Below are 21,847 nucleotides of genomic sequence, written 5' to 3' on the forward strand. Positions count from 1 at the left end.
CGATTTACTTAGTTAATGTTGGGTTGTTGCCATTATTTCTACGCATACGGCGTTTCACGCGTTTAATAAAGCGCGCCACTTTCCATGCGCGTTTAATACAGTAGCCGTACAGGAAAAAGGCAAGCAAGAATAATACCAACATTACCCACTCAGGAATGAAATGAGCATATTCTGCGGCAACGCCGATCCCGGCTAACAGCGCAGCAGCCAGCGTAATTAAGACAAAGGCCTGACGAGAGGTGAAGCCAGCGCGCATAATGAGATGATGAATATGCTGGCGGTCTGGTGAGAACGGGCTCATCCCTTTACGCAGACGACGGTACATAATCGCCACCATATCCATCAGCGGAATGGCGATAATCCACAATGCAGTCACCGGACTGATTGGATGGGTATTACCCTGAGTAGTCTCCAGCAGGATCCAGATAACGGTAAAACCAATCAGCGTACTCCCGGCATCGCCCATAAAGACTTTGTAGCGACGACCCAGTACACCGAGGTTAAGGCAGATATAAGGCAGAATGGCGGCAATCATTGCGAAGCACCACATCGACAGGCTGTACTGACCGTCGAACCACAGAATGATGCCGATAGCCGCGAACGACACGCTGGAGAGCCCGCCCAGCAGGCCATCAATGCCATCTACCATGTTAAAGGCGTTAATCGCCGCCCATACGGCAAACAGCGTTAGGAAGTAGCCGAAGGGACCAAGAACCATCTCCCAGGTGCCAAAGATGTAACCGAGACTGCTCAGATATAGCTTTCCGACCACCATCATAATGACGCCGATAGCCGCCTGAACCGCGGCGCGGAATTTGACGCTTATGTCATAGCGGTCGTCCAGCGCCCCGACCAGCACCAGCACACCGGCACAGGCGAGATAGAGTGCCGCATGGGGAATATAATAATCCGCAATGCTGAAGGTAAAGCAGATGCCCGCGTAAACAGAAATCCCACCAACCAGCGGAATCAAGCCTTGATGGCGTTTACGATAATTGGGCTTATCCACCAGACCCACTCTCTTCGCGACCTTACGGGCGAGGAATAAAAAGCAGGTGGTGAAAAGAAAAATACTGATTAGCTCAGTCACCGCAGTGAGTAGATTCACAATGGATACTCTCAACAAATGTTAATCCCGGAAGTATAACCTTGAAGGCTCGGCTCCAGAAGGAAAAAGCAGGCCTCACCCAAGTCCCTTTGTTTATTTTTCAGACAATTACTTTTCTGCTTTGACGAACATTCCGATTTTCGCGCCCGGCAGTATAATTTGACGACTTACTGTTACAGCGTATAAGCCATAAAAGAAAAACGCCACGTAAAAACGTGGCGTTTCGGCGCTTTATTTATATTACGAGCGTTTCATCATATCGAAGAAATCGTCGTTGGTTTTGGTCATCGCCAGCTTGTTGATGAGGAATTCCATAGCGTCGATTTCACCCATTGGATGGATGATTTTGCGCAGGATCCACATTTTCTGCAGCTCTTCCTGAGTGGTAAGCAGCTCTTCTTTACGGGTACCGGAACGGTTGTAGTCGATAGCCGGGAAGACGCGTTTTTCAGCGATTTTACGCGAGAGGTGCAGTTCCATGTTGCCTGTACCTTTAAACTCTTCGTAAATAACTTCATCCATCTTCGAACCGGTATCGATAAGCGCGGTTGCGATGATAGTCAGGCTACCGCCCTCTTCCACGTTACGTGCAGCACCGAAGAAACGCTTCGGACGATGCAGGGCGTTGGCATCCACACCACCGGTCAATACCTTACCGGAAGCCGGAACCACGGTGTTGTAGGCACGTGCCAGACGAGTAATGGAGTCGAGCAGGATGATAACGTCTTTTTTATGCTCAACCAGACGCTTCGCCTTCTCGATCACCATTTCGGCAACCTGAACGTGACGGGATGCGGGTTCGTCAAAGGTAGACGCAACCACTTCCCCCTTCACCAGACGCTGCATCTCGGTCACTTCTTCCGGACGTTCGTCAATCAGCAGCACCATCAGCACGCAGTCCGGGTGGTTGTAAGCGATGCTCTGGGCGATGTTCTGCAGCAGCATGGTTTTACCGGCTTTTGGCGGTGCGACAATCAGACCACGCTGACCACGACCAATCGGAGAGGCCAGATCCAGAACGCGAGCGGTTAAGTCTTCGGTAGAACCGTTACCACGCTCCATGCGCAGGCGAGAGTTCGCGTGCAGTGGCGTTAAGTTTTCGAACAGGATCTTATTGCGCGAGTTTTCCGGCTTATCGTAGTTAACTTCGTTAACTTTCAGCAGCGCAAAGTAGCGTTCACCCTCTTTAGGAGGACGAATCTTACCTGAAATGGTGTCACCAGTGCGGAGGTTGAAACGGCGGATTTGGCTGGGAGAAACGTAGATATCATCAGGACCGGCGAGGTAGGAGCTGTCTGCAGAGCGGAGGAAACCAAATCCGTCCTGCAATATCTCCAGCACACCGTCGCCAAAGATATCTTCGCCACTCTTTGCGTGCTGCTTCAGGATGGCAAAAATGATGTCCTGCTTGCGCATACGAGCCTGGTTTTCCAGCCCCATATTTTCGCCGAGAGTGATCAGCTCAGAAACCGGCGTATTCTTTAATTCGGTAAGATTCATAATGGTGTGGGTTCTTAAACTCGGGGTAATACTCGAACTTAATTTGTGAATGGTATGGCAGGGTCATCCATGCCTGTTAGCGGCCATCAACTCATGTCTGTTCGCTGTCTGCTCACAGGGAAAGCACAGAACTGAAACGACAAGACGGATTGAGTGACAAGCCCGGAATCTATCCACTTCTCGCACTGTTGATGTCAACAACGGGAAGTATCGGGTAAAACAAGATTCAAACAACAAGGTATGTTTAAAACGAAGTCATAGCTAACTTAGCACGACTCAAGCCGGGCGTCCAGAGATCCAAACAATTTAGAAACCCTGGACGCACAGTCGAGAAACCTTACGCCAGATTGGCGTCCAGGAACTCTTTCAGCTGACCTTTGGACAGTGCGCCCACTTTGGTCGCCGCTACTTCACCGTTTTTAAACAGCAGCAGAGTCGGAATGCCGCGGATGCCATATTTTGGCGCGGTGCCCGGGTTCTGGTCGATGTTCAGTTTAGCCACGGTCAGTTTGCCCTGATATTCATCGGCGATCTCATCCAGAATCGGGGCGATCATTTTGCAAGGACCACACCATTCAGCCCAGAAATCGACGAGGATCAGCCCGTCAGCTTTAAGTACGTCCGTGTCAAAACTGTCGTCAGTCAGGTGAATAATTTTATCGCTCATATATAACTCCACAGGATTAAGCCTGGCGCGTTGATCTCGCATCCATCAACGACGTGTTGATGTCGCATTAACCAACTAAAGGTTGACTTTATTTCACCGGATACGCTTTCGTAAAGCAATAGTAAGCTGATATTCTACCACACTATGAGCAAAACACATTTAACAGAACAGAAGTTTTCCGACTTCGCCCTGCACCCAAAGGTGGTCGAAGCCCTTGAAAATAAAGGGTTTCATAACTGCACGCCCATTCAGGCTCTCGCCCTTCCGCTGACGCTGGCGGGTCGCGATGTTGCAGGGCAGGCGCAAACCGGTACCGGCAAAACGATGGCGTTTTTAACGTCAACGTTTCATTATTTACTCTCTCATCCGGCAATTGCTGACCGTAAAGTTAACCAACCGCGCGCGCTGATTATGGCGCCGACGCGAGAACTGGCGGTACAGATCCACGCTGACGCAGAACCGCTGGCGCAAGCCACCGGCCTGAAGCTCGGCCTGGCCTACGGCGGTGACGGCTACGACAAACAGCTGAAAGTGCTGGAAAGCGGCGTCGATATTCTGATTGGCACAACTGGCCGTCTTATTGATTACGCAAAACAGAACCACATTAACCTCGGTGCCATCCAGGTTGTGGTGCTGGACGAAGCCGATCGCATGTACGATCTGGGCTTTATTAAAGATATCCGTTGGCTGTTCCGCCGCATGCCTGCCGCTAACCAGCGTCTGAACATGCTGTTCTCGGCAACGCTCTCTTATCGCGTCCGTGAACTGGCGTTCGAACAGATGAACAACGCCGAATACGTCGAAGTGGAACCGGAACAGAAAACCGGCCACCGTATTAAAGAAGAGCTGTTCTATCCTTCTAACGAAGAGAAAATGCGTCTGCTGCAGTCGCTGATTGAAGAAGAGTGGCCGGATCGCGCTATCGTTTTCGCTAACACCAAACACCGCTGTGAAGATATCTGGGGCCATCTGGCTGCGGATGGACATCGTGTCGGTCTGTTGACGGGCGATGTCGCGCAGAAAAAACGTCTGCGCATTCTTGAAGAGTTCACCCGTGGCGATCTGGACATTCTGGTTGCAACGGATGTCGCCGCACGCGGTCTGCACATTCCGGCGGTGACGCACGTCTTCAACTATGACCTGCCGGATGATTGCGAAGATTACGTTCACCGTATTGGTCGTACCGGGCGTGCAGGCGCCAGCGGTCACTCCATCAGCCTGGCCTGTGAAGAGTATGCGCTGAACCTGCCAGCCATTGAGACCTATATCGGGCACTCAATTCCGGTCAGCAAATATAACCCGGAAGCGCTGTTAAGCGAGCTTCCACCGCCGAAGCGCCTGACTCGCGCCCGTTCCGGTAATGGTCCGCGCCGTAACAGCGCACCGCGTAATCGTCGTCGTTCAGGCTAAAAATATGCTCCGGTCTACCTCGCTCTATGCAGCTATTGATTTAGGTTCGAATAGTTTTCATATGCTGGTTGTACGCGAGGTAGCGGGAAGCGTACAAACGCTGACGCGCATTAAGCGCAAGGTCCGTCTCGCGGCGGGCCTGAGTGCTGAAAATCAGCTTTCTCCTGAAGCCATGGAACGCGGCTGGCAATGCCTGCGTCTTTTTGCCGAACGTCTGCAGGATATCCCCTCTCAGCAAATCCGTGTTGTTGCTACCGCAACCCTGCGTCTGGCAGTGAATGCCGGTGAGTTTATTGCTACCGCCCAGCAGATCCTTGGTTGCCCGATACAGGTGATCAGCGGGGAAGAAGAAGCCCGCCTGATTTACCAGGGGGTAGCGCACACGACGGGCGGTGACGAGCGTCGTCTGGTGGTGGACATCGGTGGCGCAAGCACTGAACTGGTTACCGGCAATGGCGCCCAGGCGACATCCCTGAACAGCCTGTCCATGGGTTGTGTCACCTGGCTTGAACGCTACTTTACCGATCGCAATCTGGCGCAAGAAAACTTCGATGCTGCGGAAAAAGCCGCCCGCGAAGTGCTGCGTCCGGTGGCGGATGAGCTGCGTTATCACGGCTGGAAAGTCTGCGTTGGGGCTTCCGGCACCGTTCAGGCGCTGCAGGAAATCATGATGGCGCAGGGGATGGATGAGCGCATCACGCTGGCGAAACTTCAGCAATTAAAACAGCGCGCGATCCTCTGTGGCCGCCTGGAAGAACTGGAAATTGAAGGGCTCACCCTTGAGCGCGCCCTGGTGTTCCCCAGCGGGCTGGCAATCCTGATTGCCATTTTTACCGAACTGAATATTCAGTGCATGACGCTTGCGGGCGGCGCGCTGCGGGAAGGTCTGGTCTACGGTATGCTGCATCTGGCGGTCGATCAGGACATTCGCGACCACACGCTGCGCAACGTTCAGCGTCGGTTCCTGGTCGATATTGCCCAGGCGCACCGGGTTGCCAGTCTTGCGACTCGTTTTCTCGATCTGGTCGAAAATGAGTGGCATATCGAGCCCATCTGCCGTGAATTACTGACTAGCGCCTGTCAGCTACACGAAATTGGTTTGAGCATCGATTTCAAACAAGCCCCGCTGCACGCGGCGTATCTGGTACGTAATCTGGACTTGCCTGGCTTTACGCCCGCGCAAAAAAAATTGTTGGCTACGCTGCTGCTAAACCAGACGAACCCAGTCGATCTCTCCTCGCTACACCAGCAAAATGCGGTGCCGCCGCGCGTGGCCGAACATTTGTGTCGCTTGCTGCGCCTGGCGATCCTGTTTGCCAGCCGTCGCCGTGATGATTTGCTGCCGGCCATTACGCTGATGGCGGAAGGTGAAAAGTTGACGTTAACCTTGCCAGAAAACTGGCTGGATACGCATCCGCTGGGCGCCGAGATGCTGGTGCAAGAGTGCCAGTGGCAAAGCTACGTGCACTGGCAGCTTGAAGTCCATTAACCACAGTTACCTGCCCGGCAGCGTTACGCCCGCCGGGCCTTCAGTCTAGCGATTTTTCGCTTTCTCCATCATGGCGCGAATACTGGCGATGCTGGCCTGTCCTTTGTGCATACGCTCTTCGGCGGTAATGACCTTACGTTCCTGCTCCCACAGTACATCATCCTGAGGTAACTCCAGCAGGAAGCGGCTCGGCTCCGGACGTACCAGCTCCCCATACTGACGCCGCTCTTTGCACAGCGTAAATGTCAGCTCTTTTTGCGCACGCGTAATACCCACGTAGGCCAGACGACGCTCTTCATCGACATTGTCTTCATCAATGCTGCTCTGGTGTGGCAGTAAGCCCTCTTCCATCCCCACCAGGTAAACATAGGGGAACTCAAGCCCCTTCGAAGCATGAAGGGTCATCAACTGTACCTGATCGGCCTCCTCTTCACTTTCGCCGCGCTCCATCATATCGCGCAGGGTGAAGCGGGTAACAACCTGGGTCAGGGTCATGGGTTCGTCGATGTCCGTACCTTCCAGCATCTCGGTCATCCAGGTAAAGAGCTGGTTAACGTTCTTCATCCGCATCTCGGCCGCTTTCGGGCTAGCGGAGGTTTCATACAGCCAGGATTCATAGTCGATGCCACGGATCAGATCCCGTACCGCAGTAACAGGTTCCCGTTCGCTAAGCTGCTGGATCTCGCGCAGCCAGTGGGTAAAGCGCGTCAGCGATTCATAGCCACGCCCGGTTAACGTCTGGCTCAGCCCCATATCGAAGCTGGCCGTTAACAGGCTCTTATTGCGGGTCATCGCCCATTCACCCAGTTTTTGCAGCGTCGCCGGGCCAATCTCGCGCTTTGGCGTATTCACGATGCGCAAAAAGGCACTGTCATCATCCGAGTTGGTCAACACCCGCAGATAGGCGAGGAGATCCTTGATTTCCGGGCGCGAGAAGAACGACGTCCCGCCGGAAATTTTGTACGGGATGCGGTTTTGCATCAGCATTTTTTCAAAGACGCGCGACTGGTGGTTCCCGCGATAAAGAATGGCGTAGTCTTTGTAATTGGTTTTATTTACAAAGTGATGCGCAATCAGTTCGCCTGCGACGCGTTCGGCTTCGTGATCTTCGTTATTGGCGCTGAGCACCTTCAGCTCCGTACCATACCCAAGTTCGGAGAAGAGGCGTTTTTCAAACACATGCGGGTTATTGGCGATCAGGATGTTTGCCGCCTTCAGAATCCGACCGGATGAACGGTAGTTCTGCTCCAGCTTAATCACCTGCAGCGCCGGGAAATCTTTGCTGAGCAGCACCAGATTCTGCGGACGTGCGCCACGCCAGGAGTAGATCGACTGATCGTCATCGCCCACCACGGTAAAGCGCGCCCGCTGTCCCACCAGCAGTTTCACCAGCTCGTACTGGCTGGTGTTGGTATCCTGATATTCATCCACCAGCAGGTAGCGGATCTTGTTCTGCCAGCGCTCCCGCACCTCTTCGTTACTCTGCAGCAGCAGCGTGGGCAGCAGGATCAGGTCGTCGAAGTCGAGCACGTTACAGGCTCTCAGATGATCGTTATACAGGCTGTAGCAGTGGGCGAAGATCCGATCCCGCTCCCCTTTGGCGCTCGCAGCAGCCTGGGCAGGGTTCATCAGATCGTTTTTCCAGTTTGAGATCGTGGAGATCAGCTGCTGCAATACGACTTTATCGTCTTCGATCAGCCCTTCGGTGAGCTCCTTGAGCAACGCCAGCTGATCGGTATCGTCAAACAGCGAGAAGTTAGCTTTCATCCCCAATGCCGCATATTCGCGCTTAATAATATCCAGCCCCAGGGTATGGAAGGTGGAGATCATCAGGCCGCGGGCCTCTTTGCGCCCTAACGTCTGCGCGACACGCTCTTTCATCTCGCGTGCCGCTTTGTTGGTAAAAGTTACTGCGGCAATATGGCGCGCCTGATAGCCGCAGCCGCGAATCAGGTGGGCGATTTTGTTGGTGATGACGCGGGTTTTACCGGAACCCGCCCCTGCCAGCACCAGGCATGGTCCAGTAACGAATTCGACCGCTTGTTGTTGTCCAGGGTTTAAACGCATGGGAATATTGCTCAATCTTCGAACGGGGTGGGGATTGTAGCAGAAAGCCGGGCGTAGATTTAACGGCTAATGATAAAGTGAAGAAAACGCGATTAACCCTGAGAGCAGAACCATGAAAAAGAGCGCAGCGGCCCTGCACATTCTGGTAAAAGAAGAGAAACTGGCGCAGGAGATCCTCACCAAACTGGAGCGCGGCATCAGCTTTGATCATCTGGCAAAGCGCTACTCCAAATGCCCGTCCGGGCGCAACGGCGGCGACTTAGGGGAATTTAAGCAGGGTGTGATGGTGGGGCCTTTCGATGAGGCGGTCTTTAGCTGTCCACTCCTGAAGCCCTATGGCCCGGTCAAAACCAGGTATGGCTACCACATTATTAAGGTGCTGTATCGCCGCTAACGCGTGGTATATTGCGCCCCGATTTAACTCAACCCTTCAAGGCACGATCATGGCAAAAACAGCAGCAGCACTGCATATTCTTGTTAAAGAAGAGAAACTGGCTCTGGATCTTCTGGAGCAGATTAAAAACGGCGCCGACTTCGGCAAGCTGGCGAAGAAGCACTCTATTTGCCCGTCAGGCAAACGCGGCGGCGATCTGGGTGAATTCCGCCAGGGCCAGATGGTTCCTGCGTTCGATAAAGTGGTGTTCTCCTGCCCGGTGCTGGAGCCAACCGGCCCGCTGCACACCCAGTTCGGTTACCACGTTATTAAGGTGCTGTACCGCAAATAAAAAAACCGGTGTCTTATTGCACCGGTTTTTTATCACAAAACATTCCCCTAAGGATTTCAGCTTGCAGGAAGGCGGCAAGTGAGTACAGCCCCAGGAGCATAGATAACTATGTGACTGGGGTGTACGAACGTAGCCAACGCATCTGCAAGCTGAAAGACGACGGGGAATTAGCCCGCTACGGCAATACGTTTCATATCGGTCATATAGCCACGCAGTTTCTGGCCCACTTTCTCGATCTCGTGGCTGCGAATCGCTTCGTTCACGTCACGCAGCTGCGCATTATCTACCGCACCTTCGGTAATCGCTTTGCCCAGATCGCCGGTCTGCAGGGTGGTCATGAACTCTTTCAGCAGCGGTACGCAAGCGTAGGAGAACAGGTAGTTACCGTACTCGGCGGTATCGGAAATCACCACGTTCATTTCATACAGACGCTTACGGGCGATGGTATTCGCAATCAGCGGCAGCTCGTGCAGAGATTCATAGTAAGCAGACTCTTCAATAATGCCGGCATCAACCATGGTTTCGAACGCCAGCTCAACGCCCGCTTTCACCATCGCGATCATCAGAACGCCTTTATCGAAGTACTCCTGCTCGCTGATTTTGCCTTCATACTGCGCGGCGGTTTCGAACGCGGTTTTACCGGTCTCTTCACGCCAGGTCAGCAGATTTTTGTCGTCGTTGGCCCAGTCAGCCATCATGCCGGAAGAGAACTCACCGGAGATGATGTCATCCATATGTTTCTGGAACAGCGGCGCCATAATGGTTTTCAGCTGCTCGGACAGCGCGAATGCACGCAGTTTCGCCGGGTTAGACAGACGATCCATCATCAGGGTGATACCGCCCTGCTTCAGCGCTTCGGTGATGGTTTCCCAGCCGAACTGAATCAGTTTTTCTGCGTATGCAGGGTCGGTGCCCTCTTCCACCAGCTTGTCGAAGCACAGCAGAGAACCGGCCTGCAGCATACCGCACAGGATAGTCTGCTCGCCCATCAGGTCAGATTTCACTTCGGCAACGAAGGAGGATTCCAGCACGCCCGCACGGTGGCCGCCCGTGGCCGCTGCCCATGCTTTGGCAATTGCCATCCCTTCGCCTTTCGGATCGTTTTCCGGGTGAACCGCGATCAGGGTCGGTACACCGAAACCACGTTTGTACTCTTCACGCACTTCGGTACCTGGACACTTCGGCGCCACCATCACCACGGTGATGTCTTTGCGGATCTGCTCGCCCACTTCAACAATGTTGAAGCCGTGGGAGTAACCCAGCGCCGCACCGTCTTTCATCATCGGCTGTACGGAACGCACCACGTCAGAGTGCTGTTTGTCTGGCGTCAGGTTAACCACCAGATCCGCCTGAGGGATCAGCTCTTCGTAGGTTCCCACTTTAAAGCCGTTTTCGGTCGCTTTACGCCAGGAAGCACGCTTCTCAGCAATCGCTTCTTTACGCAGGGCGTAGGAGATATCCAGACCGGAGTCACGCATGTTAAGACCCTGGTTCAGGCCCTGCGCGCCACAGCCGACGATGACCACTTTCTTACCCTGAAGGTAGCTTGCGCCATCGGCAAATTCATCGCGCGCCATGAAGCGGCATTTGCCCAGCTGCGCCAGCTGCTGGCGCAAGTTCAGTGTGTTGAAGTAGTTAGCCATGGTGATACCTCGTGATGTTGTGCGTCTTATTGTTCGGTTCGCTGTTCAGCGAGAATGTACCCACATTACAACAGGAAATTTATTGCGGAAATTGATATATTCACAACGTCACGTTGCAATATTTGCAATGTAAAAAGGTGGAGTGGAATCGGTGGATTTACGCGATCTAAAAATGTTTCTGCATCTGGCGGAGAGCCGCCATTTTGGCCGCAGCGCGCGGGCGATGCACGTCAGCCCCTCCACGCTTTCGCGCCAGATCCAGCGCCTGGAGGAGGATCTTGGCCAGCCGCTATTTGTGCGCGATAACCGCACGGTGACGCTCACCGAAGCGGGGGAAGAGCTACGCGTCTTTGCCCAGCAAACGCTGTTGCAATATCAGCAGTTGCGCCACACCATTGACCAGCAAGGACCGTCGCTTTCCGGCGAGCTCCATATTTTCTGCTCCGTCACCGCCGCCTACAGCCACCTGCCGCCGATCCTCGACAGATTTCGTGCAGAACATCCCTCGGTCGAAATTAAACTCACCACCGGGGACGCCGCCGATGCGATGGAAAAAGTGGTGACGGGTGAAGCGGATCTGGCGATTGCCGGCAAACCGGAAACGCTGCCCGGCGCGGTGGCGTTCTCGATGCTGGAAAATCTGGCGGTAGTATTGATTGCCCCGGCGCTACCCTGCCCGGTGCGTAACCAGGTATCGGTGGAGAAGCCAGACTGGTCAACGGTGCCCTTTATCATGGCCGATCAGGGGCCGGTGCGTCGTCGCATTGAGCTGTGGTTCCGTCGTCAGAAAATCAGTAATCCCTCAATTTACGCGACGGTAGGCGGCCATGAAGCGATGGTTTCCATGGTGGCGCTGGGCTGCGGCGTGGCGCTGTTGCCCGAAGTGGTGCTGGAGAACAGCCCGGAGCCGGTACGTAATCGCGTGATGATCCTGGAGCGCAGCGACGAGAAAACGCCGTTTGAGCTTGGCGTGTGCGCACAAAAAAAGCGGCTGCAGGAGCCGCTTATTGATGCATTCTGGCAAATTTTGCCGAACCATTAACCTGCCAGGAAGAACCGGAACGCCGGGTTGTGCGTTTCATCGTGACACTCATAGCCCAGCTCGTTCAGCCGCGTTTCGAAATCGGGTTCGTGCTCGCCCAGTTCAAACGCCGCCAGCACGCGGCCGTAGTCGGTACCGTGGCTACGATAGTGGAACAGGGAGATGTTCCAGTGCGTGCCCAGGGTATGCAGGAACTTCAGCAGCGCGCCGGGTGATTCCGGGAACTCAAAGCTGAACAGGCGCTCCCGTAACGGCTTCGACGGACGCCCGCCCACCATGTAACGAACGTGCAGCTTCGCCATTTCATCATCGGAAAGATCCACCACGCTGTAACCGCCCTGGTGCAGCAGGTTTAGGATCTCTTTGCGCTCTTCCAGACCGCGGCTCAGGCGTACCCCGACAAAAATGCAGGCATCTTTGGCATCAGCAAAACGGTAGTTAAACTCCGTCACTGAACGTCCGCCCAGCAGCTGGCAGAATTTGAGGAAGCTGCCCTTCTCTTCCGGTATGGTCACCGCCAGTAGCGCTTCACGCTGCTCACCCAGCTCGCAACGTTCAGAGACGTAACGCAGACCGTGGAAGTTAACGTTAGCGCCAGAAAGCACATGGGCCAGACGCTCGCCGCGAATGTTGTGCTGGGCAATGTATTTTTTCATCCCCGCCAGCGCCAGCGCGCCGGACGGCTCCGCCACCGCGCGCACATCCTCGAACAGATCTTTCATCGCCGCGCAGATTGCATCGCTGTCGACGGTGATGATGTCATCGAGATACTCCCGGCAGACGCGGAAGGTTTCATCCCCAATGCGTTTAACCGCCACCCCTTCGGCAAACAGCCCGACGCGTGGCAAATCAACCGGATGCCCGGCATCCAGCGCCGCCTTCAGGCAGGCAGAATCTTCCGCTTCTACGGCAATCACCTTAATTTGCGGCATCAGCTGTTTGATGAGTACCGCCACGCCTGCCGCCAGACCACCGCCGCCCACCGGGACAAACACCCGGTCAAGATGGGCATCCTGCTGCAGCAGCTCCAGCGCCAGCGTCCCCTGGCCTGCAATGACCATCGGGTGATCGAAAGGCGGTACCCAGGTAAATCCCTGCTGCTGCGCCAGTTCGATCGCTTTGGCTTTTGCTTCGTCAAAATTGGCACCGTGGAGCAGCACTTCGCCGCCAAAACCGCGCACGGCATCCACTTTGATATCCGCCGTGGCAACCGGCATCACGATCAGGGCTTTCAACCCCAGACGCGCAGACGAGAACGCCACGCCCTGAGCATGATTTCCCGCCGACGCGGTGATGACGCCACGCGCTTTTTGCTCGTCAGTCAACCCGGCCATCATCGCGTAGGCGCCACGCAGCTTAAAGCTGTGCACCGGCTGACGGTCTTCACGTTTTACCAGGATAACGTTATCCAGACGCGACGACAGCTTGTCCATTTTTTGCAGCGGCGTCACCTGCACCGCTTCATAGACCGGCGCACGCAGCACCGCCCTGAGATATTCCGCCCCCTCGGGGGCGGCGGATAAGGGTTGGGATTCGGCCATCATTAGCCCCCGAGTTTAGATTTATCGCGCACTGCGCCTTTATCTGCACTGGTGGCGAGGGTCGCGTAAGCACGCAGGGCGAAGGAGACTTCACGCTGGCGATCTTTCGGTGTCCAGGCTTTATCCCCACGCGCTTCCTGTGCTTCGCGGCGGGCTGCAATTTCCTGGTCGCTCAGTTTCAGCTGAATACCGCGATTTGGAATGTCGATTTCAATCAGATCACCATCTTCGATGATGGCGATGTTGCCGCCGCTGGCCGCTTCCGGTGAAACGTGGCCGATAGAGAGACCGGATGTCCCGCCGGAGAAACGTCCGTCGGTGATCAGCGCACAGGCCTTGCCCAGCCCCATGGATTTGAGGAAGGTTGTCGGGTAGAGCATCTCCTGCATGCCCGGTCCGCCTTTCGGCCCTTCGTAGCGGATCACCACCACGTCGCCCTCAACCACTTTGCCGCCGAGGATCGCCTCTACCGCCTCGTCCTGGCTTTCATACACTTTTGCCGGACCGGTAAATTTCAGGATGCTGTCATCCACGCCTGCGGTTTTAACGATACAGCCGTTCTCCGCGAAGTTGCCGTACAGCACTGCCAGGCCACCATCTTTGCTATACGCATTTTCCAGTGAGCGGATGCAGCCTTCAGCGCGATCGTCATCCAGCGTGTCCCAGCGACAGTCCTGCGAGAACGCCTGGGTGGTGCGAATGCCAGCCGGACCGGCGCGGAACATTTTTTTCACGGCCTCGTCTTTAGTCAGCATGACATCGTACTGATCCAGCGCCTGCGGCAGCGTCAGACCCAGCACGTTTTTCACGTCGCGATTCATCAACCCGGCGCGATCCAGCTCACCGAGGATCCCCAGCACGCCACCGGCGCGGTGAACATCTTCCATGTGGTATTTCTGCGTGCTCGGCGCAACCTTACACAGCTGCGGCACTTTGCGGGACAGTTTATCGATATCACTCATGGTGAAATCGATCTCCGCTTCCTGAGCAGCGGCCAACAGGTGCAGAACGGTGTTGGTAGAGCCGCCCATGGCGATATCCAGCGTCATGGCATTTTCAAACGCCGCTTTACTGGCGATATTGCGCGGCAGCGCACTGGCATCGTCCTGCTCGTAGTAGCGTTTAGTCAGTTCAACGATACGTTTACCGGCATTGATAAACAGCTCTTTACGATCGGCGTGGGTTGCCAGCAGCGAGCCGTTACCCGGCTGTGACAGACCCAACGCTTCGGTCAGGCAGTTCATTGAGTTGGCGGTGAACATACCGGAGCATGAGCCGCAGGTCGGGCACGCTGAACGTTCAACCTGCTCGCTCTGCTCGTCAGAGACTTTCGGGTCGGCGCCCTGAATCATCGCGTCCACCAGGTCAAGCTTGATGATTTTATCGGAAAGCTTGGTTTTACCCGCTTCCATTGGGCCGCCGGAAACGAAGATCACCGGAATGTTCAGACGCAGGGAGGCCATCAGCATCCCCGGGGTGATTTTGTCGCAGTTAGAGATACAGACCATGGCATCGGCGCAGTGGGCGTTCACCATGTACTCCACCGAGTCGGCAATCAGCTCGCGCGACGGCAGTGAATAAAGCATGCCCCCGTGCCCCATCGCGATACCGTCATCCACGGCGATGGTGTTGAACTCTTTCGCCACGCCGCCAGAGGCTTCAATCTGCTCGGCAACCAGCTTTCCGAGGTCGCGCAGGTGCACGTGGCCCGGCACAAACTGGGTAAAAGAGTTGACCACGGCAATAATCGGTTTCCCGAAATCGGCGTCGGTCATTCCAGTGGCGCGCCACAGCGCGCGGGCACCCGCCATGTTACGGCCATGAGTGGTGGTGGCGGAACGGTACTTAGGCATGCGTTATTTACTCCCGTCTATCTGGTAAATGGGACGGTGCGTGCCGTCCCATATTTGTACTTATGGATTAACCTGATCCAACCAACCCCATTTATCTTCGGTTTCGCCGGTGAAGAGACCGAAGAAAGCTTCCTGGATACGTTTGGTGACCGGACCGCGGCGGCCTTCGCCGACCTGGATACCGTCAACGCTGCGTACCGGGGTGATCTCTGCTGCGGTACCGGACATGAACACTTCATCGGCCAGATACAGAGATTCGCGGGAAAGCACCTGCTCGCGGACTTCGATACCGAGATCCTGCGCCAGCTTAATAATGGCGTCACGGGTGATGCCCGGCAGTGCAGAAGAGGTGAATGGCGGCGTAAACAGGACCCCGTCTTTTACTTCGAACAGGTTTTCACCCGCACCTTCGGAGATATAGCCGTTCACATCCAGGGCGATACCTTCCTGATAGCCGTGGCGGCGTGCTTCGCTGCCAACCAGCAGAGAGGAAAGATAGTTACCGCCCGCTTTGGCTGCGGTCGGGATGGTGTTTGGTGCCACACGGTTCCAGGAGGAGACCATTGCGTCGATCCCCTGCTCCAGCGCTTCTGCGCCCAGGTATGCCCCCCACGGGAACGCGGCGATGATCACATCGGTGGTGTAACCGGCTGGCGGGTTCACGCCCATGCCCACGTCACCCACGAACACCAGCGGACGAATATAGGCGCTGGTCAGGTTGTTTTTGCGCAGCACCGCGCGGCAAGCTTCCATCAGCTCGTCAACGCTCTGAGAAACCGGGAAACGATAAATTTTGGCTGAGTCACGCAGACGCTGCATGTGTTCACGATGACGGAACACCACCGGGCCTTTGTGTGAGTCGTAGCAACGGACACCTTCAAATACAGAAGTACCGTAGTGAAGCGCGTGGGACATCACGTGGACTTTAGCGTCCTCCCAGCGAATCATCTCACCATTGGACCAAATGAAATCAGCTTTTTTCGTCGTCATTTTTCTTCCTTTGCGCTCAGGCGCGGATTTGTTGTGTTTGTGATGAAGCGGCGCGCTGCTGGATATCAACCCGGGCGACGTCGACAAGTTTGCTCAACTGGCTAAACAGTAATTCGACGGGGCGCTGGCTGGCAACGGTCAATTCAATATTTATGTTCTGCGCATCGGTAGCGGTTTCCATGTTCATCGAACAGATCTGAAATCCTCGATGGCGCACCACGCGTAATACACGTTCTAAGGTTTCCGGGTTGAAGCGAGCCTGCACGGCGACCTGATGTTGCATCATGATAATTTCTCCAGCATTTGTGAGTTACTGGCGCCGGGCGGCACCAACGGCCAGACATTCTCAAGCTCGTCGATTGAGACATGAAGCAGGTAAGGCCCCTTGCTTGACAGCATTTCATCAAGTGCCGCTTCAACCTGGTCTTTACGGGTAATATGCTGGCCAGGGATGCCGAAGGCGCTGGCCAGAACGAGGAAATCGGGGTTATCGGTAAGGGTGGTTTCGCTGTAACGTTCCTGGAAAAAGAGCTGCTGCCACTGGCGAACCATGCCCAAACGTTGGTTATCCAGCAGGACGATCTTTACCGGCAACTGCTTACGCTTGATGGTGCCCAGCTCCTGCACGTTCATCATGAAGGAGCCGTCACCGGAGATACAGATGACGGTATCGTCCGGACGCGCCACCTGTGCCCCAACGGCGGCAGGCAGGCCAAAGCCCATCGTGCCTAAGCCGCTCGAGGTGATGAAGTTTTCCGGACGCGTGTAGGTCATGTGCTGGGCTGACCACATCTGATGCTGACCCACATCGGTAGTGACTACGCTGTCTGCCGGTTTACGATCTGACAGTTGCTTCAACAGTAATGGGGCATAGATCGCCTCACCCGGATGATCGTAACGCCAGGCATGTTCGCGGCGCATTTCTGCCGCGTGCTGACGCCACGCGTCGATCGCTAAGGGCTGTTGTAATGCGGGCAGCAGCACATTGAGATCGCCCTGCAAGGCCACGTGCGCCTGGCGGAGCTTATTCATCTCTGCCGGATCGATATCCATATGAATGACTTTTGCATTCGGCGCGAAGGTATTCAGCTTGCCGGTAACGCGGTCATCAAAGCGTGCGCCCACCGCGATCAACAGATCGCACTCCTGTACAGCGAGATTGGCGGCTTTCGTGCCGTGCATCCCCAGCATGCCCAGATAGTACGGGTAGCCGGCGTCCACCGCACCCAGTCCTTTTAAGGTGCAGGTCGCGGGCATTTGGGTTGCCGCGATAAATGCACCCAAGGCCGGAACGGCCTGCGCCATCCCAACGCCTCCGCCGATATAGAGGATCGGCTTTTGCGCGTGGGCCAGCATCTGGCGTGCCTCTTGTACTTCGGCATGCGGGACGTCATCGGCGTTTTCAACGGTAGAGAAGTGGGGCTCCAGTTCACCCAGTGCGACCTGAATATCTTTTGGAATATCAACCAGAACCGGGCCAGGACGGCCTGAGTTTGCCACCTCAAATGCCTCGGCCATTACGCGAGGCAACTCTTCCAGCGACTGGACGAGGAAGCTGTGTTTGGTACACGCCAGTGACAAACCGAGAACGTCCACCTCCTGAAAAGCATCGGTGCCGATAAAGGGAGAAGCAACCTGGCCGGTGATGGCCACAACGGGAACAGAATCAAGCAGTGCATCAGCCAGGCCGGTGATCAGATTGGTTGCACCTGGGCCAGAGGTCGCCATACAGACGCCCGTTTTACCCGTTGCGCGCGCATAACCAATGGCCGCCATCGCCGCTCCCTGCTCGTGCCGGCACAGCAGATGTTCCACGCCGCCGTCATACAAAGCATCGTAAATCGGCATAATTGCGCCACCCGGGTAACCGAATACTGTCTCGACTCCCTGCGCTCGCAACGCATGTACAACCCACTGTGCGCCATTCATAGTTAGTTCCCCGTCGTAAATCGGGAGAAACAGAATTTTATGCTATTACTCATCGTCTGCTCCTCGCTTATGTTTTAAGGTCATAAAAAAACCCCCGGACCTTTCGGTGCGGGGGTCTTAGTTCGTTAAGGCTTGATTATTAAGCCTTTCCTCGTCCAAGTGCAGCCCCGCACGGTGGGATAATAATCACCACCACGCTAATCACGACCAGGCTAATCACTCGTAGAAGGGCTGTCATTTGCTGTTCTTTTTGCATCTTGTTCGAAGGAATACCTAAAGAGTTATCACAGATACCGATTTAAAAACAACATTTTTTTATAATTGATTTGATTTCTTTGCTAATAGTTTAGATAAAAATCATTGTTTTTTATGATAAAAATAGAAAATGAATTATTTTCATTTTTTTAAGCGTAATGACGGTAAGAAGACATTCTTATCACCTTTTGCGAGCAGGCTTGCATGACGATGAAAGCATTGCAATTCAGGATAAGTTTTTAAGGAACAGGCCGTGTAAAAACGCGAATTGCCGGTAAAAACTGCGACAGGCGGATGACATAGTGGTACTTCAAGGAGGCTATTTATGTCATTGTCGGTTGTTTATACCCGTGCTGCACTCGGCGTTAAAGCGCCGCTTATTTGTGTCGAAGTTCATCTCAGTAATGGCCTGCCAGGCTTAACGCTGGTCGGCTTGCCTGAAACCACCGTCAAAGAGGCCAGAGATCGGGTACGCAGCGCAATCATCAACAGCGGCTATACCTTCCCGGCCAAAAAGATCACTATCAATCTGGCACCCGCTGATTTACCCAAGGAGGGAGGACGATACGATTTACCTATCGCCATTGCGCTCCTCGCCGCCTCTGAGCAGCTCTCCTCATCCAGAATAAGCGCATATGAGTTTGTGGGTGAACTGGCGCTTACAGGCGCATTAAGAGGGGTCCCTGGCGCGATATCTGGCGCTCTGGCGGCTATACGCGCTGGTAGAGAAATTATCGTCGCCAAAGATAATGCTGCCGAAGTCAGCCTTATCGAAGAAAAAGGCTGCCTGGTGGCAGAGCACCTACAGGAAGTATGCGCTTTTCTTGAGGGGCGTCACGAGTTGGCAGCACCCGTTGGGGAGCCATTTGTTGCAGAGCATAACGACTGCGACATCAGCGATATCATCGGTCAGGAACAGGGTAAAAGGGCACTGGAGATCACCGCAGCCGGCGCGCACAACCTGCTGCTCATTGGCCCACCCGGCACCGGCAAAACCATGCTCGCAAGCAGACTCAATACCTTGCTGCCGCCGCTCACCAACCATGAGGCGCTGGAAAGCGCTGCTATCGTAAGCCTGGTCAGCGCCACGTCAATGTATAAACAGTGGCGTCAGCGTCCCTTCCGGGCGCCACATCATAGCGCCTCATTGGTAGCCATGGTGGGCGGAGGGGCAATCCCTGGGCCGGGGGAGATTTCCCTGGCACATAATGGCATCCTCTTTCTGGACGAATTACCCGAGTTTGAACGACGCGTGCTGGATGCCTTGCGCGAGCCCATTGAATCCGGACAAATTAATATCTCCCGGACGCGCGCCAAGATCACTTATCCGGCTCGCTTCCAGCTTATCGCCGCCATGAACCCCAGCCCGACGGGCCACTATCAGGGTAATCATAACCGCAGCTCCCCCGAGCAGACGCTGCGCTATCTGGGGCGCTTATCTGGCCCGTTCCTCGATCGTTTCGACTTATCGCTTGAGATCCCGTTACCGCCGCCAGGCTTGCTGAGCCAGGCGCGTAAAACGGGAGAATCAAGTCTTACCGTACGAAACAGAGTGATCGCCGCACAGGAAAGGCAGCTGGTACGGCAGAATAAACGAAATGCGCATCTGGATAATGCTGAGATCCGTACCTTTTGCCGACTTACCGCAGACGATGCACTGTGGCTGGAAGAGACCCTGACCCGCTTTGGTCTGTCAGTGCGTGCCTGGCAGCGGTTGTTAAAGGTTGCGCGTACTATTGCTGACCTGGAAGAGTGTGAAAATATTGAACGCAGGCACCTGCAGGAAGCCCTGAGCTATCGCGCTATCGACCGCCTGCTGCTACACCTGCAAAAGATGCTGACATAAAAAAAGGGGCCGTAGCCCCTTTTTTTAATCGTCTGAATCAGTGTAGTCTTCCGCACCTTCCATCTGTGGCTTACCACCAGACAGAGTATGGAAACGCTTTGGACGCTTGATACGCGCCATATACTTGATCCATACGCGCTCCGCTTCCGTTACTGGCTCACGTTCGCCACGGCAGACGGCAACAAACGATTTTTCATCTTCGGTGGAGGGTTCACGTTTCCCCAAATCCAGTTCATTGAAGGCATAACCATGGCGCTCAAGCAGTTGTGCCTCTTTGATGGTGAAATCACCATGGCGAGAAAATCCGCGTGGATAATTTTTGTTGTCGAAAAAACGATTAGTCGTCGTAAAGCTTTCCGCCATCCTACACGCTCCTATATCTTTGGCCGAGCTATTTATGGCGCGGAGTATTAGTTACGCTTGACAGAGCGTCAAACAAAACATTTAAATCATAACGACAAATAATTTTGCGGAGAATCCCGTGGATACGGAATTGCTAAAAACTTTTCTCGAAGTGAGCAGAACTCGCCACTTCGGGCGCGCCGCAGAAGCGCTTTATCTGACTCAGTCGGCAGTGAGCTTTCGTATTCGACAGCTTGAAAATCAGCTCGGTGTAAACCTGTTTACCCGCCATCGCAACAACATTCGCCTAACGCCAGCGGGAGAAAAACTTCTGCCATACGCAGAAACATTAATGAGTACCTGGCAGGCTGCACGTAAAGAGGTTGCCCATACCTCAAAGCATAATGAATTCTCTATTGGTGCCAGCGCCTCACTCTGGGAGTGCATGCTTAGTCCCTGGCTTAGTCGCTTGTATCGCTCTTATGGGCATCTCCAGTTTGAAGCTCGTATTGCGCAACGGCAGTCCCTGGTTAAGCAATTGCATGAAAGACAGCTGGATCTTCTGATTACCACAGAAGCACCGAAAATGGATGAATTCAGCAGCCAGGTTCTCGGGCAGTTCAGCCTGGGGCTATATGCGGCTGAACCTTCCGCGATGAAAAGCGATCTCAATTATCTGCGACTGGAATGGGGCCCCGATTTCCAGCCGCATGAGGCGGGTTTAATTGCGACGGATGATGTTCCGGTCCTGACCACCAGTTCTGCTGAGATAGCCTGCCAGCAGCTCGCACCGCTCAAAGGTTGCACCTGGTTGCCACAACGCTGGGCCAGTAATAAATCAGGCTTATATACGGTTACCGATTCAGCCCTTCTTCAGAGACCACTGTATGCAATCTGGCTTCAGAACAGTGACAAGCAAGGGCAGATTAAAGATCTGCTGAAAATCAACGTGATGGAATGAATGAGCCTGCTGCAGGGACGCAATAAAAGGCTTAACGACGGGAAGTAGAGGTTATATTACAGGCAAAAAAAATCCTTCGCCGAAGCAAAGGATTCTTTATATGGCAGGGGCGGAGAGACTCGAACTCGCGACACCCGGTTTTGGAGACCGGTGCTCTACCAACTGAGCTACGCCCCTAAATTTCTTACTACTAAGCCTGCTAATTTAGCAGGCTTAGTTTAAATAAGTGGCGGAACGGACGGGACTCGAACCCGCGACCCCCTGCGTGACAGGCAGGTATTCTAACCGACTGAACTACCGCTCCACCGAATACTTCTACAACTACCGGTTTATTGCCCCGGTTTACTTCGTAATTTGATGCCTGGCAGTTCCCTACTCTCGCATGGGGAGACCCCACACTACCATCGGCGCTACGGCGTTTCACTTCTGAGTTCGGCATGGGGTCAGGTGGGACCACCGCGCTACAGCCGCCAGGCAAA

General features: G+C 54.5%; 20 protein-coding genes, 2 tRNA genes and 1 rRNA gene. 7 read left to right on the forward strand and 16 right to left on the reverse strand.

Going from position 1 to position 21,847, the window contains the following annotated elements; genetic code table 11:
• Positions 1 to 4: 4 nt before the first annotated feature.
• The 3 genes from wecA to trxA form a co-directional block, all read right to left on the reverse strand.
• Complete coding sequence (gene wecA / locus MXM41_RS21665; protein WP_325934341.1) at positions 5 to 1,108, reverse strand: UDP-N-acetylglucosamine--undecaprenyl-phosphate N-acetylglucosaminephosphotransferase; 1,104 nt, start codon at positions 1,106 to 1,108, stop codon at positions 5 to 7.
• 240 nt (positions 1,109 to 1,348) lie between these two features.
• Positions 1,349 to 2,608 carry a transcription termination factor Rho gene (rho, locus tag MXM41_RS21670; RefSeq protein ID WP_001054528.1) on the reverse strand — a complete coding sequence of 420 codons (1,260 nt, stop codon included), beginning with the start codon at positions 2,606 to 2,608 and terminating at the stop codon, positions 1,349 to 1,351.
• 337 nt (positions 2,609 to 2,945) lie between these two features.
• On the reverse strand, positions 2,946 to 3,275 hold the full coding sequence (gene trxA, locus MXM41_RS21675) for a thioredoxin TrxA (RefSeq protein ID WP_006179218.1): 330 nt from the start codon (positions 3,273 to 3,275) through the stop codon (positions 2,946 to 2,948).
• A 144-nt stretch (positions 3,276 to 3,419) separates the two neighbouring features.
• Between trxA and rhlB the strand changes: the two genes are divergently transcribed.
• Together rhlB and gppA are read left to right on the forward strand one after the other, a co-directional pair.
• Positions 3,420 to 4,685, forward strand: coding sequence for an ATP-dependent RNA helicase RhlB (gene rhlB / locus MXM41_RS21680; protein ID WP_325934342.1), 1,266 nt, complete (start codon positions 3,420 to 3,422; stop codon positions 4,683 to 4,685).
• A gap of 4 nt (positions 4,686 to 4,689) precedes the next feature.
• The gene (gppA, locus tag MXM41_RS21685) at positions 4,690 to 6,174 is read left to right on the forward strand and encodes a guanosine-5'-triphosphate,3'-diphosphate diphosphatase (RefSeq protein ID WP_325934344.1); all 1,485 of its coding nucleotides are present in this window, start codon (positions 4,690 to 4,692) and stop codon (positions 6,172 to 6,174) included.
• 45 nt (positions 6,175 to 6,219) lie between these two features.
• On the opposite strand, the gene rep is transcribed toward gppA, so the two are convergent.
• On the reverse strand, positions 6,220 to 8,241 hold the full coding sequence (gene rep / locus MXM41_RS21690) for a DNA helicase Rep (protein WP_325934346.1): 2,022 nt from the start codon (positions 8,239 to 8,241) through the stop codon (positions 6,220 to 6,222).
• 112 nt (positions 8,242 to 8,353) lie between these two features.
• Between rep and ppiC (MXM41_RS21695) the strand changes: the two genes are divergently transcribed.
• Together ppiC (MXM41_RS21695) and ppiC (MXM41_RS21700) are read left to right on the forward strand one after the other, a co-directional pair.
• Entirely contained in the window at positions 8,354 to 8,635 is a 282-nt protein-coding gene (gene ppiC, locus MXM41_RS21695; protein ID WP_325934347.1) for a peptidylprolyl isomerase PpiC, read from the forward strand.
• A gap of 49 nt (positions 8,636 to 8,684) precedes the next feature.
• A complete protein-coding gene (ppiC, locus tag MXM41_RS21700) occupies positions 8,685 to 8,966 on the forward strand; it encodes a peptidylprolyl isomerase PpiC (protein WP_008501570.1) in 282 nt (93 codons plus the stop codon).
• 167 nt (positions 8,967 to 9,133) lie between these two features.
• Here the strand turns inward: ppiC (MXM41_RS21700) and ilvC are convergent, their stop codons facing one another.
• On the reverse strand, positions 9,134 to 10,609 hold the full coding sequence (ilvC, locus tag MXM41_RS21705; protein WP_325934348.1) for a ketol-acid reductoisomerase: 1,476 nt from the start codon (positions 10,607 to 10,609) through the stop codon (positions 9,134 to 9,136).
• Positions 10,610 to 10,760: 151 nt separating this feature from the next.
• Here ilvC and ilvY point away from each other — a divergent pair, with 151 nt between their 5' ends.
• Positions 10,761 to 11,651, forward strand: a complete 891-nt coding sequence (gene ilvY, locus MXM41_RS21710; RefSeq protein ID WP_325934349.1) for an HTH-type transcriptional activator IlvY — start codon at positions 10,761 to 10,763, stop codon at positions 11,649 to 11,651.
• On the opposite strand, the gene ilvA is transcribed toward ilvY, so the two are convergent.
• The 7 genes from ilvA to ilvL all read right to left on the reverse strand — a co-directional run bounded on the left by ilvA (position 11,648) and on the right by ilvL (position 18,202).
• Positions 11,648 to 13,192, reverse strand: a complete 1,545-nt coding sequence (gene ilvA / locus MXM41_RS21715) for a threonine ammonia-lyase, biosynthetic (RefSeq protein ID WP_325934350.1) — start codon at positions 13,190 to 13,192, stop codon at positions 11,648 to 11,650. The genes ilvY and ilvA overlap by 4 nt on opposite strands.
• A 2-nt stretch (positions 13,193 to 13,194) precedes the next feature.
• On the reverse strand, positions 13,195 to 15,045 hold the full coding sequence (gene ilvD, locus MXM41_RS21720; protein ID WP_325934351.1) for a dihydroxy-acid dehydratase: 1,851 nt from the start codon (positions 15,043 to 15,045) through the stop codon (positions 13,195 to 13,197).
• 60 nt (positions 15,046 to 15,105) lie between these two features.
• Positions 15,106 to 16,035 (reverse strand): branched-chain-amino-acid transaminase, encoded by a 930-nt coding sequence (gene ilvE, locus MXM41_RS21725; protein WP_325934352.1) that lies wholly within the window; start codon positions 16,033 to 16,035, stop codon positions 15,106 to 15,108.
• Between the two features lie 16 nt (positions 16,036 to 16,051).
• The gene (gene ilvM / locus MXM41_RS21730) at positions 16,052 to 16,321 is read right to left on the reverse strand and encodes an acetolactate synthase 2 small subunit (protein ID WP_103177473.1); all 270 of its coding nucleotides are present in this window, start codon (positions 16,319 to 16,321) and stop codon (positions 16,052 to 16,054) included.
• Positions 16,318 to 17,964, reverse strand: a complete 1,647-nt coding sequence (gene ilvG, locus MXM41_RS21735) for an acetolactate synthase 2 catalytic subunit (protein ID WP_325934353.1) — start codon at positions 17,962 to 17,964, stop codon at positions 16,318 to 16,320. Before ilvG ends, ilvM begins: the two co-directional genes overlap by 4 nt.
• Before the next feature lie 2 nt (positions 17,965 to 17,966).
• On the reverse strand, positions 17,967 to 18,017 hold the full coding sequence (gene ilvX / locus MXM41_RS21740) for a peptide IlvX (RefSeq protein WP_325934359.1): 51 nt from the start codon (positions 18,015 to 18,017) through the stop codon (positions 17,967 to 17,969).
• Between the two features lie 86 nt (positions 18,018 to 18,103).
• A complete protein-coding gene (ilvL, locus tag MXM41_RS21745) occupies positions 18,104 to 18,202 on the reverse strand; it encodes an ilv operon leader peptide (protein WP_001311244.1) in 99 nt (32 codons plus the stop codon).
• A 342-nt stretch (positions 18,203 to 18,544) separates the two neighbouring features.
• Between ilvL and MXM41_RS21750 the strand changes: the two genes are divergently transcribed.
• Entirely contained in the window at positions 18,545 to 20,065 is a 1,521-nt protein-coding gene (locus tag MXM41_RS21750) for a YifB family Mg chelatase-like AAA ATPase (RefSeq protein WP_325934355.1), read from the forward strand.
• 24 nt (positions 20,066 to 20,089) lie between these two features.
• Here the strand turns inward: MXM41_RS21750 and MXM41_RS21755 are convergent, their stop codons facing one another.
• The gene (locus MXM41_RS21755) at positions 20,090 to 20,428 is read right to left on the reverse strand and encodes a DUF413 domain-containing protein (RefSeq protein WP_039031246.1); all 339 of its coding nucleotides are present in this window, start codon (positions 20,426 to 20,428) and stop codon (positions 20,090 to 20,092) included.
• Between the two features lie 118 nt (positions 20,429 to 20,546).
• Here MXM41_RS21755 and hdfR point away from each other — a divergent pair, with 118 nt between their 5' ends.
• The gene (gene hdfR / locus MXM41_RS21760) at positions 20,547 to 21,368 is read left to right on the forward strand and encodes an HTH-type transcriptional regulator HdfR (protein WP_325934357.1); all 822 of its coding nucleotides are present in this window, start codon (positions 20,547 to 20,549) and stop codon (positions 21,366 to 21,368) included.
• 101 nt (positions 21,369 to 21,469) lie between these two features.
• Here the strand turns inward: hdfR and MXM41_RS21765 are convergent.
• From MXM41_RS21765 to rrf, 3 genes are all read right to left on the reverse strand, one after another.
• Positions 21,470 to 21,545, reverse strand: a tRNA-Trp gene (locus MXM41_RS21765).
• Positions 21,546 to 21,595: 50 nt separating this feature from the next.
• Positions 21,596 to 21,672: transfer RNA gene (locus MXM41_RS21770), tRNA-Asp, on the reverse strand.
• Between the two features lie 55 nt (positions 21,673 to 21,727).
• Positions 21,728 to 21,843: ribosomal RNA gene (rrf, locus tag MXM41_RS21775) — 5S ribosomal RNA — on the reverse strand.
• Between the last annotated feature and the right edge of the window lie 4 nt (positions 21,844 to 21,847).

The organism is Leclercia adecarboxylata, from assembly GCF_035787115.1.
Classification (GTDB): Bacteria; Pseudomonadota; Gammaproteobacteria; order Enterobacterales; family Enterobacteriaceae; genus Enterobacter; species Enterobacter adecarboxylatus_E.

Coding starts and splice junctions, on each gene's coding strand:
- ppiC (WP_325934347.1), top strand. CDS start 8,354: ATGAAAAAGAGCGCAGCGGCCCTGCACATTCTGGTAAAAGAAGAGAAA.
- MXM41_RS21750 (WP_325934355.1), top strand. CDS start 18,545: ATGTCATTGTCGGTTGTTTATACCCGTGCTGCACTCGGCGTTAAAGCG.
- ilvG (WP_325934353.1), bottom strand. CDS start 17,964: ATGAATGGCGCACAGTGGGTTGTACATGCGTTGCGAGCGCAGGGAGTC.
- rhlB (WP_325934342.1), top strand. CDS start 3,420: ATGAGCAAAACACATTTAACAGAACAGAAGTTTTCCGACTTCGCCCTG.
- rho (WP_001054528.1), bottom strand. CDS start 2,608: ATGAATCTTACCGAATTAAAGAATACGCCGGTTTCTGAGCTGATCACT.
- ilvE (WP_325934352.1), bottom strand. CDS start 16,035: ATGACGACGAAAAAAGCTGATTTCATTTGGTCCAATGGTGAGATGATT.
- ilvA (WP_325934350.1), bottom strand. CDS start 13,192: ATGGCCGAATCCCAACCCTTATCCGCCGCCCCCGAGGGGGCGGAATAT.
- MXM41_RS21755 (WP_039031246.1), bottom strand. CDS start 20,428: ATGGCGGAAAGCTTTACGACGACTAATCGTTTTTTCGACAACAAAAAT.
- ilvD (WP_325934351.1), bottom strand. CDS start 15,045: ATGCCTAAGTACCGTTCCGCCACCACCACTCATGGCCGTAACATGGCG.
- ilvM (WP_103177473.1), bottom strand. CDS start 16,321: ATGATGCAACATCAGGTCGCCGTGCAGGCTCGCTTCAACCCGGAAACC.
- gppA (WP_325934344.1), top strand. CDS start 4,690: ATGCTCCGGTCTACCTCGCTCTATGCAGCTATTGATTTAGGTTCGAAT.
- trxA (WP_006179218.1), bottom strand. CDS start 3,275: ATGAGCGATAAAATTATTCACCTGACTGACGACAGTTTTGACACGGAC.
- ilvL (WP_001311244.1), bottom strand. CDS start 18,202: ATGACAGCCCTTCTACGAGTGATTAGCCTGGTCGTGATTAGCGTGGTG.
- rep (WP_325934346.1), bottom strand. CDS start 8,241: ATGCGTTTAAACCCTGGACAACAACAAGCGGTCGAATTCGTTACTGGA.
- ilvC (WP_325934348.1), bottom strand. CDS start 10,609: ATGGCTAACTACTTCAACACACTGAACTTGCGCCAGCAGCTGGCGCAG.
- ppiC (WP_008501570.1), top strand. CDS start 8,685: ATGGCAAAAACAGCAGCAGCACTGCATATTCTTGTTAAAGAAGAGAAA.